This window comes from Streptomyces sp. NPDC050433 (assembly GCF_044458565.1).
Lineage (GTDB): Bacteria > Actinomycetota > Actinomycetes > Streptomycetales > Streptomycetaceae > Streptomyces.
In genome coordinates this window covers 73,331-88,370 of sequence record NZ_JBITIB010000018.1, presented here as the reverse complement: position 1 = coordinate 88,370, position 15,040 = coordinate 73,331, and the positions used below count along the sequence as shown (strand labels likewise).

The following is a 15,040-nucleotide window of genomic DNA, read 5'->3' as shown; positions in this document are numbered from 1 at the left end:
TGCGCTGCGTACCCATCCCGGCGTTCGCAGTCCTGCGGCGGCACCGGAGGGCTCTAGCGGGTGCGACGGGACGAGGCGGCGGGCCCGTCAGTCGGCCAGTTGCCGCTGAACCGCCTGGGCGTCGATCAGATAGTTCATCTCGTAGAAGCGCCCGTCACGGACCTTGTGGAAGGCGTACTCCGCGTACTCGACCGTGGCGCCGGTGGGGGTCAGGCCGAACCACTCCTTCACGGGCGTGCCCTTGTTGAACAGACGGGCCGCGATGCGATCGTCCTCGATGGCGAGGTCTTGGACGCGCCAGGTGAAGTCCGGCACCGCGGCGCCGTGTCCCTCCAGCTCCGCGATGACGTCGTCCCGCGTGACCGGCCGGCCGTTCATGATGAGCTCGTCGTGGATGAATTCGGTCATGCGCTGAAACTCATGAGTGTTGAGTGCGTCGATGTAGCGCTGGAAGAACGTGCGCAGGTCGGTGCCGGACATGATGGCCTCTCTGTCGCCCCGGATCGGGGTTGTGCATTCGGAAGGTGATGACGTTCCGCGCCCGCAGGTCAGATCTGGTTCTCGCCGCCGTCGACGTACAGGTTGCTGCCGTGGACGAACCCGCTCTGCTCGGAAGCGAGGAAGGCCACCGCGTTGGCGACCTCTTCCGGGTGGCCGATCCGGCCCAGTGGGACACCTGCGGCGAACTGTGACTTGGTGAGGGACGTGTCTCCCGCGGTCACGGCGTCGAGTCCAGGGGTGTCGATGGTGCCCGGGGAGATCGCGTTGACGCGGATGCCCCGGTCCTTCAACTCGTTGGCCCAGGTGCGGGCGAAGGACCGGACCGCCGCCTTGGAGGCCGCGTACGCGCCGAACGCCGCGACGCCGTCGTCGGCGCGCACCGAGGAGTTCAGGATCACCGATGCGCCGTCGTTGAGCAGCGGCAGCGCCTTCTGCACCGTGAACAAGGTGCCCCGGACGTTGACGCCGAAGGTCTCATCGAAGTGTTCCTCGGTGACCTGCTCCAGCGTCGCGAACGACGCGGTGGCGGCGTTGGCGAACAGTACGTCCAGGCCCCGGCCGCGGGCGCGTACCGCGTCGTAGAGCCGGTCCAGGTCGGCCAGGCTGGAGATGTCGCCCACCACCGGGGTGGCCCGTGCCGGGCCGATGGTCTCGACGGCCGCGTCCAGCACGGTCTTGCGCCGGCCGGTGATGAACACGTGCGCACCCTCGGCCGCCAGCCGTACGGCGGTGGCCAGGCCTATTCCGGTGCCGCCGCCGGTGACGACGGCTGTCTTGCCTTCAAGCTGTCCCACGCTCACGTCACGACCTCCACAAAGTTCGGTACCGATCGATACTGAAAGACACCGTAGCACCTTACGTATCGACCGGTACAGAAGAGGTATGATCAATCGCATGGAGACGGGACAGAAGGCACCGATCGGCCGACCGAGGGGTTTCGACGCCGACAAGGCGCTCGAAACCGCCATGCGGGTCTTCTGGGAGCAGGGCTACGAAGGCGCCAGCCTCACCGATCTCACCAAGGCCATGGGCATCACCCGTACCAGCATGTACGCGGCCTTCGGCAACAAGGAGGACCTGTTCCGCAAGGCCCTGGAGCGCTACACCGAGGGCCCCGCCTCGTACGGGGCCTTGGCCCTGCGAGAACCGACTGCTCGGCAGGTGGCCACCGCGTTCCTCAACGGCTCCGTCCGGGCCACCACCCGCCCCGGCTGCCCCACCGGGTGCCTCGGCGTCCAGGGATCACTCGCCGCCGGAGCCCCGGGAAGCAACGCCCGCGACGCCCTCGCCGTCTGGCGCAACGAGCACACCTCAGTCCTCCGCGACCGGTTCCAGCAAGCCGTCGACGACGGCGACCTGCCCCCCGACGCCGATCCCGGCCTGCTCGCCCGTTACCTCATGACCGTGGCGAACGGCATCGCCGTCCAAGCCGTCAGCGGCGCCACGCGTGACGACCTCCAGCAGGTGGCTGACATGGCCTTGCGAAGCTGGCCACCTGGCGCGGGAAGGTAGGGGCGGTCGACGGTAGCCGCGCAGAAGCGGGGGCGGCGAGGGCTTGGTCCGGCCGGCGTGGCAGGTGTGGAAGGTGTTTCACCTGCCAGGGAAGCACCCCCCGTACTCGGCGTGGACGGCTCCTCCGCGGGCGCATTCTCGTAATGAGCCCACTACGCACGGCAATTCACAGCCGAAGGAGCCCCCCATGACGTCCACGACTCCCAAGCCGCCGCTCCCCCGCCGTACCCCCCAGCGCATCGCCACCGAGAAGATTCAGGAAGCCGTCGAGGCGCGGGACTCGCTGGCGGAGGCGTTGACGCGGGCCGGGATTCAGTTGCCCGCCATGGACGTCCGCACCCCGTGGCCCGTCACCGACGACAGCGATGCCGGACGCGCCACCCGCTACGCGCTCATCCACCTCGGCGTCTGCTCCGCGCCCGTCGCCCTCGCGCTCGCCGCCGTCATCGTGGACGGGGCCGGGCGGTGACGGACGGTGCGCGGCCGGTACGGGAGGCCGCACCGCCCGCGCCGCCCGCCGTCGGGGACACCGTCCGCGACTCGGGCCGTGACCGGGTCGGCGTCGTCATGGCCCGACAGGGCCCCTACGTCCAGCTCCGCCCGCTCGGCGGCGGACGCGAGTGGGACGCCGACCCGGCCCGCGTACGGCCGCTGAGCCAGGCCGAACTGCTCAGCGCCCGCGTCGCGGACGCCAACACCCGTAGCCGCACCGGCCTCGGTGAATTGCCCAGCACAATGAGGACCCGTGCCTCTCAAGGAGGAGAAGCAGTGCCCATCCGATCCGGCACCACCCATCTCGCACAAGGCGGCGGGCACGGCCAGGACGACGGCGAAGGGGACGGGCTTCCCGGTCAGCCGTGGTCGCCGACCGAGGACCCACACCCGGACGGATCCACGCCCCCCGGCGACGGAGACCACCGAAAGTGACGACTTCGCCCGACTGGGCCGAGGCCTGTCAAGCGGTTCCCCGCTCCCGCTTCCTGCCAGACGTGATGTGGCCGCACGACATGGCCACCGGCCGATGCGTCGCGGTCGACAAGGAGCAGGACCCGCAGGCGTGGCAGAGGTACGCCGACTCGGACGTCCCCATCGTCACCCAGTGGGACGACGGCGCGCATGTCGGCCAGGAGCCGGGCACGTTGTTCAGCTCGTCATCGTCCATGCCCAGCCTGGTCTTCTCCATGCTGGCCGACCTTGACGTGAAGCCAGGTCACCGTGTGTTGGAGATCGGCACCGGCACGGGATGGAACGCCGCGCTTCTCGCGCACCGACTGGGCGCCGGGAATGTCGTCACCGCGGAGGTGGACGGCGCCGTCGCGTCAGAGGCTCAGGAGGCGTTGAACCGCTTCGGACTTCCGGTGGAAGTGGTGCACGGAGACGGCTTCCTCGGATACGCGAAACGGGCTCCGTACGACCGCGTCATCGTCACGTGCGGTCTGCGAAAGGTCCCGTTCGCATGGGTGGAACAGTCCAGCCCCGGAGGGGTGATCCTCGTTCCCTGGGGGACCTACTACGGGCCCGGCGAGGCCACCGCCCGCCTGGTGGTCGCCGAAGACCGTCGGAGTGCGTCGGGACCGTTCTCGCGCCCGGTGGCATTCATGCGCCTGCGTTCTCAGCGGATGGTGTGGCCCCGGCATGACGAGTTCGTTCCGGCGGGCGCGATGGATGCCGCGGACACGTCGTTCACGGCGATGACCGAGGCGGAGCTCCGCGGCACGGGAAGCTTCGACGTGATCGGATTCGCGTTGGGCTTGCGCGTCCCCGCCGTCGCCCACACGGTCGACCGCGAACGTGACGGCAGGCGCGCCGTGTGGTTCTACGGGCGCTCGGACAGGTCATGGGCGGTCGTGGTCTTCCGCGCCGACCGCGAGGAAGCCAAGGTGTACCAGTCGGGTCCCCGACGCCTGTGGGACGAGGTGGAAGCCGCGCACAGTTGGTGGGTGGAGCAGGAACGCCCCGGCTTCGACCGCTTCGGGCTGACCGTGGACGCGGATGGTGAACGGGCCTGGCTGGACTCGCCTGACAATCCCGTGTTGCGTGACCTGACCTCAGAAGGCGGGCAATCGTTCAGGATGTGGGCCGGGAAACGAATGGAGCGCACGAGTACCTGCCCATCGTCACTCGATCTCAACGGCTCACCTGGAATGTGGTAAACCGGCCGGATCGAGGTCAGATCAAAGTAGTCTCAGCGCATGCCCGCACGCCTGCTCCGCCTCGAGGCCGAGAACTTCCGCAGCCTGCGAGACGTCAGCATTCCGCTCGGTGACCTCACCGTGCTCGTCGGCCCGAACGGTGTCGGCAAGTCGAACGTCCTCCAGGTCTTCAGCTTCCTCGCAGACATCATCCGTACCGATCTCCAGCCGGCGCTCGAATCCCGGGGCGGTTTCGAGGAGGTGGCTTTCTGGGGCGGCGAGAAGCCGCCCAGCAGCCTGCGAATCGGCCTGACCGCGACCTGGACCACCCACTCGACGGTCAACGCTCCCGACAACTACGAGCTGACAATCCAGCGCAGGTTACTCCCGGGGGAGAGGCGTCACGACGGACGCAGCATCCTCATGCGGCGCGAGAAGTTCGTGTTCAAACGCACCCGTGGGCGTGGCCGGAGAATCACCGTCTCCGGCCAGCAGGCGACCGTCACCAACACTCAGGGCGACAAGAAGACCGGGCACAGCAACATCGGCATCAATAAACTGAGCAGCGGTCTGTCCACCCTGCCCCGGCTCGCCAAGACCGAGGGGGGCGCCGAAGTCACCGCTGTGGCCCGGCGTCTGTCCTCACTTCGCGTGTTCGATGTGGATGTGGACGCCGCCCGACGGCCGTCGCGGACCCATTTCGGTGTCAGCAACGCTCTCGCTCCCGACGCGCGCAATCTGGCGGACTTTCTCTTCGACCTCAGCGAGGACGACGAGGTATGGAGCCGCCTGCTGGCGGACGCGCGCTCGGTGCTGCCGCAACTGCGAACGATCGAGTTCGAATTAACCGGAGGCTCAGCCGACGAGATCACCGTGATCCTCAAAGAACACGGCTTGCGCCGGTCCACACCGCTCGCCGACGCCTCCTACGGCACCGTCAGGCTCCTCGCCTTGCTGGCCCTGCTTTACGATCCGCGCCCGGCGGCGCTGACATGTGTGGAGGAGATCGACCACGGGCTCCATCCTCAAGCCCTTGAACTGCTGGTTGAGCGGCTACGCGAAGCCAGTGCCCGAAGCCAGTACCTGGTGGCCACCCACTCGCCGGCTCTCGCGGACCGGCTGCGTCCCGACGAACTGGTCGTCTGCGAGCGCGACGATCTCGGGGCGTCGATCATCCCCGCCCTCAGTACGGAGCAGATCGAGGAGATTGTGGAGTCCAGCGAAGACCTTCCACTGGGCGAGCTGTGGTTCTCCGGGGTGCTCGGCGGCGGCATTGAGTAACAGGGCCAAAGGCAAAGACGCAAGAATGACACCCCCAGGCGCGTCCGTGATCGTGGTCGCGGGGGAGGACACCAACGACTGCAAGACCGTGGAGATCCTTGTCCGGGAACTGCGGCCCGCGCTGAAGAGCAAACTCGTCCGCATCGGCGACCCCGTAAGGCTGAAGACGGCCACCGGGGACAACCTCACCAAGCGCATAGGCACGATCGTCAACAAGGCGAAGGGCCGCGCCGCACGCGACCGCGCACGTCTGTCGGGGCTCATCGTCCACGAAGACCTGGACGCCCCCACCGGACCGCAGTACGCGGCGGTCCGCCGCCGACTTGCCGACGCGTTGGCCAAGGAAAGCCCGTGCGGCACGGCGCTCGCCCTCGCCGCCGAGGAGACGGAAGCGTGGCTGCTCCTCTTCCCGGACGCGTTCCCTCACCTACACGCCGGGTGGAGCGTCCCCGCACGATTACGGGGCAAGAACACTGGCACCCTCAAGAACCCCAAGGAACTGCTTCAGAACAAAATCGGATCCCCCGCATACCGGGAGACCGAGGGCCCGGACATCATGTCTGAGGCGCGGCGTGCGGGACTCATCAACAACCCGGTGGGGATCAACCAGTCGTACACCGACTTCGTGGCGGATCTGGAAAATCTCGGGGCCAACTGACAACCGGCGGCGCCGCGCAGGCCGGAACGGGTTATACGGCCTCCGGCTCCGACTCCCGCTCCCGGTCCCGCAGTTCACGCCTAAGGATCTTCCCGGACGCCGCCCGTGGCACGCCCCCGATGAACTCGACCCTGCGGACCTTCTTGTGCGGGGCAACGTGTTCGGCGACGTACGCCATGACGTCCCGCTCCGTCAGTTCGGGCGCCGAGGGCTGGCGGACGACGTACGCCTTGGGGATCTCGTTCCCGTCCTCGTCGTAGACACCGATCACCGCCGCGTCCGCTATCGACTCGTGGGCCAGCAGCAGCGCTTCGAGGTCGGCCGGGGCGACCTGGAACCCCTTGTACTTGATGAGTTCCTTCACCCGGTCGACCACGAACAGCCAGCCGTCGGCGTCGACCCGGCCGATGTCGCCGGTGTGCACCCAGCCGTCGGCGTCGATCATGTGGGCGGTCTCCTCGGGCTGTCCGAGGTAACCCTTCATCACCTGCGGCCCCCGGATGAGGACTTCGCCCTCGGCGCCGGCGGGGGCGTCCGCGCCGGGGTCGTCGAGGGAGAGGATGCGCATCTCGGTGCTGGGCAGGAGCTTTCCCACGGCGCCTGCGGGCGGGGTGTCGGCGTCCAGCGGGACCACGTGCGTGCCCGGTGACAGCTCGGTCATGCCGTACGCCTGCCGGACGGGCGGCAGCCCGAGCCTCGCCGAACAGGCCTCGGCGAGGCGGGCGTCGAGGGGCGCGGCGGAGCACACGATGTAGTCGAGCGAGGAGAGGTCGTAGCGGGCGACGGCCGGGTGCTTGGCGAGCGCGAGGATGATCGGCGGGGCGACGTACAGGCCGTTGATGCGGTGCGTCTCGATCGCGCCGAGGAACTGGTCGAGGTCGAAGCGCGGCAGTACGACGACGGTGGCGCCGGTCCGCAGCGGCGCGTTCATCAGGGCCGTGAGGCCATAGATGTGGAAGAAGGGAAGCACCGCGAGGATGCGGTCGCCGGGGTGCATCGGGATGACGGGGTCGAGCTGCGCGAGGTTGGTGGCGATGGAGCGGTGCGTCAGCATGACGCCCTTGGGGGTGCCGGTGGTGCCGGAGGAGTAGGGCAGGGCCGCGATGTCTTCGGCGGGGTCGATGGGGACGTCCGAGGAGGCCGGGTCCGGCTCCGTTGCGATCATGTCCAGCATCGAACGGTGCCCCGGCGCCCGGTCGCAGACGAAGATCTCCTCGATCCCGCCCACCAACTCGGCTGATCTGCGGGCGACTTCGAGCAGCGGCGACACCGTGACGATCCAGCGCGCCGAGGAGTCGCGCAGCTGCTTCGCGAACTCCTCGGCGGTGGACAGCGGATGGACGGTGGTGACGGACGCGCCCGCGCGGGTGGCCCCGTAGAACACGACCGGATACGCGACGGTGTTGGGGCTGTGCAGGGCCAGTACGTCACCCTTGCGCAGACCGGCCCCGGTGAGACCGGCGGCGAAACGGCGGTGGGAGACGTCCAGTTGGGCGTAGCTGACGGTGCTTCCGTCCATGCCGTCGACCAGTGCGAGGGCGTCGCCGAACTCAGCGGCGCGGCCGAGGACGGCCTTGTGGATGGGCTGCTCGACCGCTTCGACGTCCGCGTACTCGCTGTGAAAGATCATGACAACGGCCCCTTCGACGCGTGGACGGTCCAGAATGGCCTGTCTCAGTACGACTTGGGGAGACCCAGGGACTGATGGGAAACGTAGTTCAGGATCATCTCGCGGCTGACGGGCGCGATACGGGCCACGCGTGAGGCGGTGATGAGGGACGCGAGGCCGTACTCGCGGGTGAGGCCGTTGCCGCCGAGGGTGTGTACGGCCTGGTCGACGGCGCGTACGCAGGCCTCCCCCGCCGCGTACTTGGCCATGTTGGCTGCCTCGCCCGCGCCCGCGTCGTCGCCCGCGTCGTAGAGGTGCGCGGCCTTGCGCATCATGAGGCGGGCGAGTTCGATCTCGATGTGGGCCTGGGCGAGCGGGTGCGCGATGGCCTGGTGCGCGCCGATGGGCTGCCGCCAGACCTGGCGGGTCTTGGCGTAGTCGACGGCCTTGTCGAGCGCGTGGCGGCCCATGCCGAGGGCGAAGGCGGCGGTCATGACGCGTTCGGGGTTGAGGCCGGCGAAGAGTTGAAGGAGCCCGGCGTCCTCGTCGCCGACGAGCGCGTCGGCGGGGAGCCGTACGTCGTCCAGGACCAGCTCGAACTGCTTCTCCACCGCCAGGATTTCCATGTCGATCTGTGACCGGTGAAAACCCTGTGCGTCGCGCGGGACGATGAAGAGACAGGGCTTGAGGGAGCCGGTCCTGGCGTCCTCCGTGCGGCCGACGATGAGGGTGGCGTCGGTGATGTCGACGCCGGAGACGAAGACTTTGCGGCCGTTGAGTATCCAGCCGCCGCCTTCGCCGTCGTCCGCCTTGCGCGCGGTGGTGGTGATGCGGTGGGAGTTGGATCCGGCGTCGGGTTCGGTGATGCCGAAGGCCATGGTGCGGGAGCCGTCGGCGAGGCCGGGGAGCCAGGCGCGCTTCTGCTCCTCAGTGCCGAAGCGGGCGATGACGGTGCCGCAGATGGCGGGCGACACGACCATGAGGAGCAGGGGGCAGCCTGCGGCGCCCAACTCTTCGAGGACGATGGAGAGTTCGGCGAGTCCGCCGCCTCCGCCGCCGTACTCCTCGGGGAGGTTCACACCGAGATAGCCGAGCTTGCCCGCCTCGCTCCACAGCGTCTCGCGGTCGAAGCCGCGGCCGTGGCGGCGGCCGAGGGCGGCGACGGCGGCGCGGAGGTCCTGGTGTTCCTGCGTTTCGACGATGCTCATAGTTCCCCCTGTGGGAGATCGGTGACTACGGCGAGGAGCGCGCCGACCTCGACCTGACTGCCGGGGGCGGCGTGGAGCGCGGTGAGCGTGCCGGAGGCGGGAGAGACGATGCGATGCTCCATCTTCATGGCCTCCAGCCAGATGAGCGGCTGCCCGGCGGTGACGGCGCTGCCTTCGCCGATCCCGTGGGCGATCCGTACGACGGTGCCGGGCATGGGCGCGAGCAGCGAACCGGGGGCGGTGGCGGTGCGGGGGTCGGTGAAGCGGGGGTGGGCGAGGAGGCGGTACGAGGCGGTGGGGCTGTCGATGTAGACGTGGTCGTCGTCGTTGCCGTACTCGGCGCCGTACTCAGCGACGTCGAAGTGGCGCTGTACGCCGTCGACTTCGAGGGTCACGCGGTGGGGTGTGACAGCGACGACGCGTACGGCACGCACCGCGTCGTCCTCCACGCGGAATCCGTCGCGGGTGCGGTGGTAACGCACCTCGTACCCGCCGTACGTCTTGGTCTGCGGCTGCGACGCGAGGTTCCGCCACCCGCCGACGGGGTGACCGCGCCGTACGGCGTCGGCGAGCGCGGCGGCGACGGCGGCGTGCCGGGCGCCCTCGCCGTCGGACTCGGTGAGCGCGTCGAGGTGGCGCTCGTAGAACCCGGTGTCGAACTGCCCGCCGGTGAAGTCCGGGTGGCGCAGGGACCGTACGAGCAGCTCGCGGTTGGTCACCGGCCCGTGCACCCGCGCCCGCCGCAGCGCGTCGCCCAGCAGCCGGACGGCCTCGGCACGGGTGGGCGCCCAGGCGATGACCTTGGCGAGCATGGAGTCGTAGTGCACCCCGACGCTGTCCCCCGACGTGTACCCGGCGTCGACGCGGAGACGTGGTCCGCCCGCGTCGGTGGCCCCCACCCCCCACACCGTCAACTCGTGCACCCGCCCCGGCTGCGGTGCCCACCCCCGCGACGGGTCCTCCGCGTACAGACGGGCCTCCACCGCGTGGCCGACGGGGGACGGGGGCTCCGGGGGGAGCTTCGCGCCTTCCGCCAAGGCGAGTTGGAGGGCCACCAGGTCCAGGCCGAACACCTCCTCCGTCACCGGGTGTTCGACCTGGAGGCGGGTGTTCATCTCCAGGAAGTACGCGCCGCCCGCAGGCGAGATCAGGAACTCGACCGTGCCCGCGCCCCGGTACTCCACGGCCCGCGCCGCCACCACCGCCGCGTCCGTCAGCGTCGCGCGCAGAGCGGCCGTCAGGCCCGGCGCCGGGGACTCCTCGATCACCTTCTGGTGCCGTCGCTGCAAGGAGCAGTCGCGCGTGCCCAGCGCCCACACCGTGCCGTACGCGTCGGCGAGGATCTGGACCTCGACATGCCGGCCCCGTTCCACGTACGGCTCCGCGAAGACCTCTCCGTCACCGAACGCCGAACGGGCTTCCGCCGAGGCCGCCGCCAACTCGTCGGCCAGGGCGTCGAGCGAGCGGACCACCCGCATCCCCCGGCCCCCGCCACCCGCCGCCGCCTTAAGAAGCAGCGGCAGGTCCGCCTCCGTCGCCGATGCCGGGTCCACCGGCGCCAGCAGGGGGACGCCCGCCGCCGCCATCAATTCCTTCGCCCGCGTCTTGGACGCCATCGTCTCGATCGCCTCCGGCGGCGGCCCCACCCACACCAGCCCGGCGTCCAGCACCGCCCGCGCGAACTCGGCGCTCTCCGACAGGAATCCGTAGCCGGGATGCACCGCGTCCGCGCCCGCCGCCAGTGCCGCCTTCACGATCAGGTCGCCACGCAGATACGTGTCGGCGGGCGCCGACCCCGGCAGCCGTACCGCCGTGTCCGCCTCCCGTACGTGCAGCGCGCCCGCGCCCGCGTCCGCGTCCGAGAAGACCGCGACCGTCCCGATGCCGCGCTCGCGGCAGGTGCGGAAGACGCGGCACGCGATCTCACCGCGGTTCGCCACCAAAAGAGACGTGATCATCAAAATCCTCACATTCGGAAGACGCCGAAGCCGCCCCGCACGCCCTCGACCGGCGCCGTGTGGACCGCCGACAGGCACAGGCCGAGCACCGTTCGGGTGTCACGCGGGTCGATGACCCCGTCGTCGTAGAGCCGCCCGGACAGGAACGCCGGCAGCGACTCCGACTCGATCTGCGCCTCCACCATCGCGCGCAGCGCCGCGTCCCCCTCCTCGTCGTACGGATTCCCCTTGGCCTCCGCCGACGCCCGCGCCACGATCGACAGCACCCCCGCCAGTTGCTGCGGGCCCATCACCGCCGACTTGGCGCTCGGCCACGCGAAGAGAAAGCGCGGGTCGTAGGCCCGGCCGCACATGCCGTAGTGCCCGGCGCCGTACGACGCGCCCATCAGGACCGACAGATGAGGGACCGTCGAGTTGGCGACCGCGTTGATCATCATCGCGCCGTGCTTGATGATGCCGCCCTGCTCGTACTCCTTGCCGACCATGTAACCGGTCGTGTTGTGCAGGAAGACCAGCGGGATGTCCCGCTGGTTGGCGAGCTGGATGAACTGCGCGGCCTTCTGCGACTCGGCGCTGAACAGCACGCCCTGCGCGTTGGCCAGCACCCCCACCGGATAGCCGTGCAGCCGCGCCCAGCCCGTCACCAGGCTCGGCCCGTACAGCGGCTTGAACTCGTCGAAGTCCGAGCCGTCCACGATCCGCGCCACCACCTCGCGCGGGTCGAAGGGGATCTTCAAGTCGCCGGGGACGATGCCCAGCAGCTCGTCCTCCTCGTACTTGGGAGGATCGGCGGGGCCGGGATCCCGACGCGCCTTACGGTGGTTGAGGCGCGCGACGATCCGCCGCGCCTGGCGGATCGCGTCCGGCTCGTCCACCGCGAAGTGGTCGGCGAGCCCCGACGTACGGGCGTGCATCTCCGCCCCGCCGAGCGATTCGTCGTCGCTCTCCTCGCCCGTCGCCATCTTCACCAGCGGCGGTCCGCCGAGGAAGACCTTGGACCGCTCCTTGATCATCACGGTGTGGTCGGACATGCCGGGCACATACGCGCCGCCCGCCGTCGAGTTGCCGAAGACGACCGCGACGGTCGGGATCCCGGCGGCGGACAGCCGCGTCAGGTCGCGGAAGAGCGCGCCGCCGGGGATGAAGATCTCCTTCTGGGAGGGGAGATCCGCGCCGCCGGACTCGACAAGGCTGATCAGCGGCAGCCGGTTCTCGTACGCGATCTGGTTGGCGCGCAGGGCCTTCTTCAGCGTCCAGGGGTTGGACGCGCCGCCGCGCACGGTCGGGTCGTTGGCGGTGATGACGCACTCGACGCCCTCGACCACGCCGATGCCGGTGACCATGGACGCGCCGACGGGGTAGTCGCTGCCCCAGGCGGCGAGCGGGGACAGTTCCAGGAACGGGGTGTCGGGGTCGAGCAGCAGCTCGACGCGCTCGCGGGCCAGCAGCTTTCCGCGTTTACGGTGCCGGGCCACGTACTTCTCGCCGCCGCCGGCCAGCGCCTTGGCGTGCTCCGTGCCGAGTTCGGCGAGCTTGCCGAGCATCTCGGCGCGGTGCTCGGCGTAGTCGGGGGACGTCACGTCCAGCGCCGATACGAAGACGGTCACAGCAGTTCCTCCGGGATGTCGGCGTGGCGTGAGCGCAGCCATTCGCCGAGCGCCTTGGCCTGCGGGTCGAAACGGGCCTGGGCGGCGACGCCTTCGCCGAGGAGGCCCTGGACGGTGAAATTGAGGGCGCGCAGGTTCGGCAGGATGTGTCGTACGACGGGCAAGTCAGCTGTCTCCGGGAGCAGTTGACGGAACAGGTCGGTATTCAGCTCGTGTGCGAGCCAGCGCCAGGCACCGTCGTTGCGCGCCCACACACCGACGTTGGCGTCCCCGCCCTTGTCGCCGCTGCGGGCACCGGCGATCAGACCGAGGGGGGCGCGGCGGGTGGGTCCGGTGGGCAGAGGCTCGGGGAGCGGGGGCTCCGGGACGGGCTCAAGTGGCCTCGTACGTACGGGAGTCGGCACCGGTACGCGCGTGCCGTCGGGCAGCACCGCCGTGTGCGGGACGTCGGCGGCGTCGACGTACGCCGCCTCGAAGACGCCGTACGGCGCGCCCTTGCCGGGCGGCGCGGTCACATGGAAGCCGGGGTAACTGCCCAGCGCCAGCTCGACGGCGGCGCCGCTGACCGCGCGGCCGACGGCGTCGGGGTCGCTGTCCCGAACGACCAGCCGCAGCAGGGCACTTGCCGTCTCCTCGGTGCCGGCGTCCGCGCGGTCGGTGCGGGCCAGTTCCCAACGGACGGATGCCGGGGCCCGGTCGGCGCGCGCGAACGCCTCCGTCACCTGCTCGCGCACCAGCCGCGCCTTGGCGTCGATGTCGAGGCCCGTCAGCACGAACACGATCTCGTTGCGCCAGCCGCCGATCCGGTTCAGCCCCACCTTGAGCGTGGGGGGCGGCGGTTCGCCGCGTGCGCCGGAGACCCTGACCCGGTCGGGGCCGTCCTGGGTGAGCCGTACGGTGTCGAGCCTGGCCGTCACGTCGGGGCCCGGGTACCGGGCGCCTCCGGTCTCGTACAGCAACTGCGCGGTGACGGTGCCGATGTCGACGATGCCGCCGGTGCCGGGGTGCTTGGTGATGACGGCGGTGCCGTCGGGGTGGAGTTCGGCGAGAGGGAAGCCGGGGCGGCGGATGTCGCGTCCGCCGTCGTGGTCGCCGAAGAAGGCGTAGTTGCCGCCGGTGGCCTGGGTGCCGCACTCCAGGACGTGCCCGGCGACGACGGCGCCGGCGAGCGCGTCGAGATCATCCGGACCGCCCGTACCCCACCCGAAGTGCGCGGTGGCGGGTCCTGTCACCAGCGCCGCGTCCGTGACCCGCCCGGTGACCACCACGTCGGCGCCCGCGCGCAGGCATTCCGCGATCCCTGCCCCGCCGAGGTAGGCGTTGGCGGTGAGCACGCCCTCGCCCCAGTCGCGGCCGGGTGTCAGCAGGTCGTCGCCCTCGACGTGCGCGACGCGTACAGGGACGCCGACGCGCGCGGCCAATTCGCGTACGGCGGCGGCCAGTCCGGCCGGGTTCAGCCCGCCCGCGTTGGCGACGACCTTCACGCCGCGTTCGTGGGCGAGCCCGAGCCCTTCCTCCAGCTGCCGCAGGAAGGTCTTGGCGTAACCGGCCGCCGGGTTCTTCAGCCGGTCGCGGCCGAGGATGAGCATGGTCAGCTCGGCGAGGTAGTCGCCGGTGACGACATCGAGGTGGCCGCCTGTGAGCATCTCGCGCAGCGCGTCGAAGCGGTCGCCGTAGAAGCCGGAGGCGTTGCCGATCCGCAGGACGCGCGCCGGGGTGCTCACCGCGCCGCCCCCTTCGCCGGGCGGCCGGGCCCGGCCGGGCCCGCGAAGGCCTGCGCGATGTCCAACCACCGGTCGGCGTCGGCACCTTCGGCCCGTACGGCGAGGTCCGCGCGGTGGGCGCGCTGGGTCACGAGCAGACAGAAGTCGAGCGCGGGGCCGGTGACGCGCTGGTCGGCGTCTTCGGGGCCGTACGTCCACAACTCCCCTCCCGGAGAGGTGAGTTCGACCCGGAAGGGAGTGGTGGGCGGCTGCTCACCCCGTACGAGGTAGGCGTAGTCGCGGGCCCGTACGCCGATCCACGCCACATGCCGCAGCCGCGCGGTCGGCTCGCGCCGTACGCCGAGCGCGTCCGCGATGTCCTGGCCGTGCGCCCAGGTCTCCATCAGGCGGGCGGTCGCCATGGACGGCGCGCTCATCGGCGGCCCGTACCAGGGAAAACGCCCACCGTCGGGCGCGGAGCGCAGCGCCTGCTGGAGCCGTTCGCGGCCCTCGCGCCAGTGGGCGAGGAGCCGTACGGGTGGCAGGGCGGCTCCCGCCTCGGCGCCCTCGTCCACGAAAGTCTCGGGGGCGGCGAGCGCCTTCGCGGCCTCGTCGGCGAAGGCGGCCTCGTCGGTCATGGCGAGGAGGGCCGCCGTGTCGGTCCACGCCAGATGGGCGATCTGGTGGGCGACGGTCCAGCCTGCCGCCGGGGTCGCGAGCGACCAGCCGGTGTCGTCCAACTCGGCCACGAGCCGGTCGGCTTCCTCGCTCTCGGCGCGCAGATCGTCAAGAAGGGACGCGGCGGGATGCGCGGCGGGGTCGGACACGGAATGCGCTCCGATCGGGCTGTCGGGACACGGCGTCGTACGTG

14 protein-coding genes are annotated in these 15,040 nt (G+C 70.4%); 6 read left to right on the top strand and 8 right to left on the bottom strand.

Annotated elements, in window-relative coordinates:
* Positions 1-87: 87 nt before the first annotated feature.
* Positions 88-480 carry an ester cyclase gene (locus ACIBLA_RS22495; RefSeq protein WP_363242750.1) on the bottom strand — a complete coding sequence of 131 codons (393 nt, stop codon included), beginning with the start codon at positions 478-480 and terminating at the stop codon, positions 88-90.
* 68 nt (positions 481-548) lie between these two features.
* Complete coding sequence (locus tag ACIBLA_RS22490; protein ID WP_399199660.1) at positions 549-1,295, bottom strand: SDR family NAD(P)-dependent oxidoreductase; 747 nt, start codon at positions 1,293-1,295, stop codon at positions 549-551.
* A 100-nt stretch (positions 1,296-1,395) separates the two neighbouring features.
* On the opposite strand from ACIBLA_RS22490, the gene ACIBLA_RS22485 reads away from it, so the two are divergent.
* The 6 genes from ACIBLA_RS22485 to ACIBLA_RS22460 all read left to right on the top strand — a co-directional run bounded on the left by ACIBLA_RS22485 (position 1,396) and on the right by ACIBLA_RS22460 (position 6,084).
* A complete protein-coding gene (locus ACIBLA_RS22485) occupies positions 1,396-2,013 on the top strand; it encodes a TetR/AcrR family transcriptional regulator (RefSeq protein ID WP_363242749.1) in 618 nt (205 codons plus the stop codon).
* A gap of 187 nt (positions 2,014-2,200) precedes the next feature.
* Entirely contained in the window at positions 2,201-2,482 is a 282-nt protein-coding gene (locus tag ACIBLA_RS22480) for a hypothetical protein (protein ID WP_399199594.1), read from the top strand.
* Entirely contained in the window at positions 2,479-2,940 is a 462-nt protein-coding gene (locus tag ACIBLA_RS22475; RefSeq protein ID WP_399199593.1) for a hypothetical protein, read from the top strand. The genes ACIBLA_RS22480 and ACIBLA_RS22475 overlap by 4 nt, the downstream gene beginning before the upstream one ends.
* Positions 2,937-4,166: a methyltransferase domain-containing protein gene (locus ACIBLA_RS22470; RefSeq protein WP_363242747.1), complete on the top strand. Its 1,230-nt coding sequence runs from the start codon at positions 2,937-2,939 to the stop codon at positions 4,164-4,166. The genes ACIBLA_RS22475 and ACIBLA_RS22470 overlap by 4 nt, the downstream gene beginning before the upstream one ends.
* Before the next feature lie 39 nt (positions 4,167-4,205).
* Positions 4,206-5,426: an AAA family ATPase gene (locus ACIBLA_RS22465; protein WP_363242746.1), complete on the top strand. Its 1,221-nt coding sequence runs from the start codon at positions 4,206-4,208 to the stop codon at positions 5,424-5,426.
* Positions 5,427-5,451: 25 nt separating this feature from the next.
* Positions 5,452-6,084 carry a hypothetical protein gene (locus ACIBLA_RS22460; protein ID WP_363242745.1) on the top strand — a complete coding sequence of 211 codons (633 nt, stop codon included), beginning with the start codon at positions 5,452-5,454 and terminating at the stop codon, positions 6,082-6,084.
* A 31-nt stretch (positions 6,085-6,115) separates the two neighbouring features.
* Here the strand turns inward: ACIBLA_RS22460 and ACIBLA_RS22455 are convergent, their stop codons facing one another.
* From ACIBLA_RS22455 to ACIBLA_RS22430, 6 genes are read right to left on the bottom strand one after another with little or no spacing between them, the layout of a single operon-like run.
* The gene (locus ACIBLA_RS22455; RefSeq protein WP_399199592.1) at positions 6,116-7,714 is read right to left on the bottom strand and encodes a 4-coumarate--CoA ligase family protein; all 1,599 of its coding nucleotides are present in this window, start codon (positions 7,712-7,714) and stop codon (positions 6,116-6,118) included.
* Positions 7,715-7,758: 44 nt separating this feature from the next.
* A complete protein-coding gene (locus ACIBLA_RS22450; RefSeq protein WP_399199591.1) occupies positions 7,759-8,901 on the bottom strand; it encodes an acyl-CoA dehydrogenase family protein in 1,143 nt (380 codons plus the stop codon).
* Positions 8,898-10,859: an acetyl/propionyl/methylcrotonyl-CoA carboxylase subunit alpha gene (locus tag ACIBLA_RS22445; protein WP_399199590.1), complete on the bottom strand. Its 1,962-nt coding sequence runs from the start codon at positions 10,857-10,859 to the stop codon at positions 8,898-8,900. The genes ACIBLA_RS22450 and ACIBLA_RS22445 overlap by 4 nt, the downstream gene beginning before the upstream one ends.
* Positions 10,860-10,867: 8 nt before the next feature.
* Entirely contained in the window at positions 10,868-12,466 is a 1,599-nt protein-coding gene (locus tag ACIBLA_RS22440) for a carboxyl transferase domain-containing protein (protein WP_363242741.1), read from the bottom strand.
* Positions 12,463-14,190, bottom strand: coding sequence for an acyclic terpene utilization AtuA family protein (locus ACIBLA_RS22435; RefSeq protein ID WP_399199589.1), 1,728 nt, complete (start codon positions 14,188-14,190; stop codon positions 12,463-12,465). The genes ACIBLA_RS22440 and ACIBLA_RS22435 overlap by 4 nt, the downstream gene beginning before the upstream one ends.
* On the bottom strand, positions 14,187-14,996 hold the full coding sequence (locus ACIBLA_RS22430; RefSeq protein ID WP_399199588.1) for a TIGR03084 family metal-binding protein: 810 nt from the start codon (positions 14,994-14,996) through the stop codon (positions 14,187-14,189). The genes ACIBLA_RS22435 and ACIBLA_RS22430 overlap by 4 nt, the downstream gene beginning before the upstream one ends.
* Between the last annotated feature and the right edge of the window lie 44 nt (positions 14,997-15,040).

Coding starts and splice junctions, on each gene's coding strand:
- ACIBLA_RS22495 (WP_363242750.1), bottom strand. CDS start 480: ATGTCCGGCACCGACCTGCGCACGTTCTTCCAGCGCTACATCGACGCA.
- ACIBLA_RS22485 (WP_363242749.1), top strand. CDS start 1,396: ATGGAGACGGGACAGAAGGCACCGATCGGCCGACCGAGGGGTTTCGAC.
- ACIBLA_RS22480 (WP_399199594.1), top strand. CDS start 2,201: ATGACGTCCACGACTCCCAAGCCGCCGCTCCCCCGCCGTACCCCCCAG.
- ACIBLA_RS22465 (WP_363242746.1), top strand. CDS start 4,206: ATGCCCGCACGCCTGCTCCGCCTCGAGGCCGAGAACTTCCGCAGCCTG.
- ACIBLA_RS22460 (WP_363242745.1), top strand. CDS start 5,452: ATGACACCCCCAGGCGCGTCCGTGATCGTGGTCGCGGGGGAGGACACC.
- ACIBLA_RS22455 (WP_399199592.1), bottom strand. CDS start 7,714: ATGATCTTTCACAGCGAGTACGCGGACGTCGAAGCGGTCGAGCAGCCC.
- ACIBLA_RS22450 (WP_399199591.1), bottom strand. CDS start 8,901: ATGAGCATCGTCGAAACGCAGGAACACCAGGACCTCCGCGCCGCCGTC.
- ACIBLA_RS22445 (WP_399199590.1), bottom strand. CDS start 10,859: ATGATCACGTCTCTTTTGGTGGCGAACCGCGGTGAGATCGCGTGCCGC.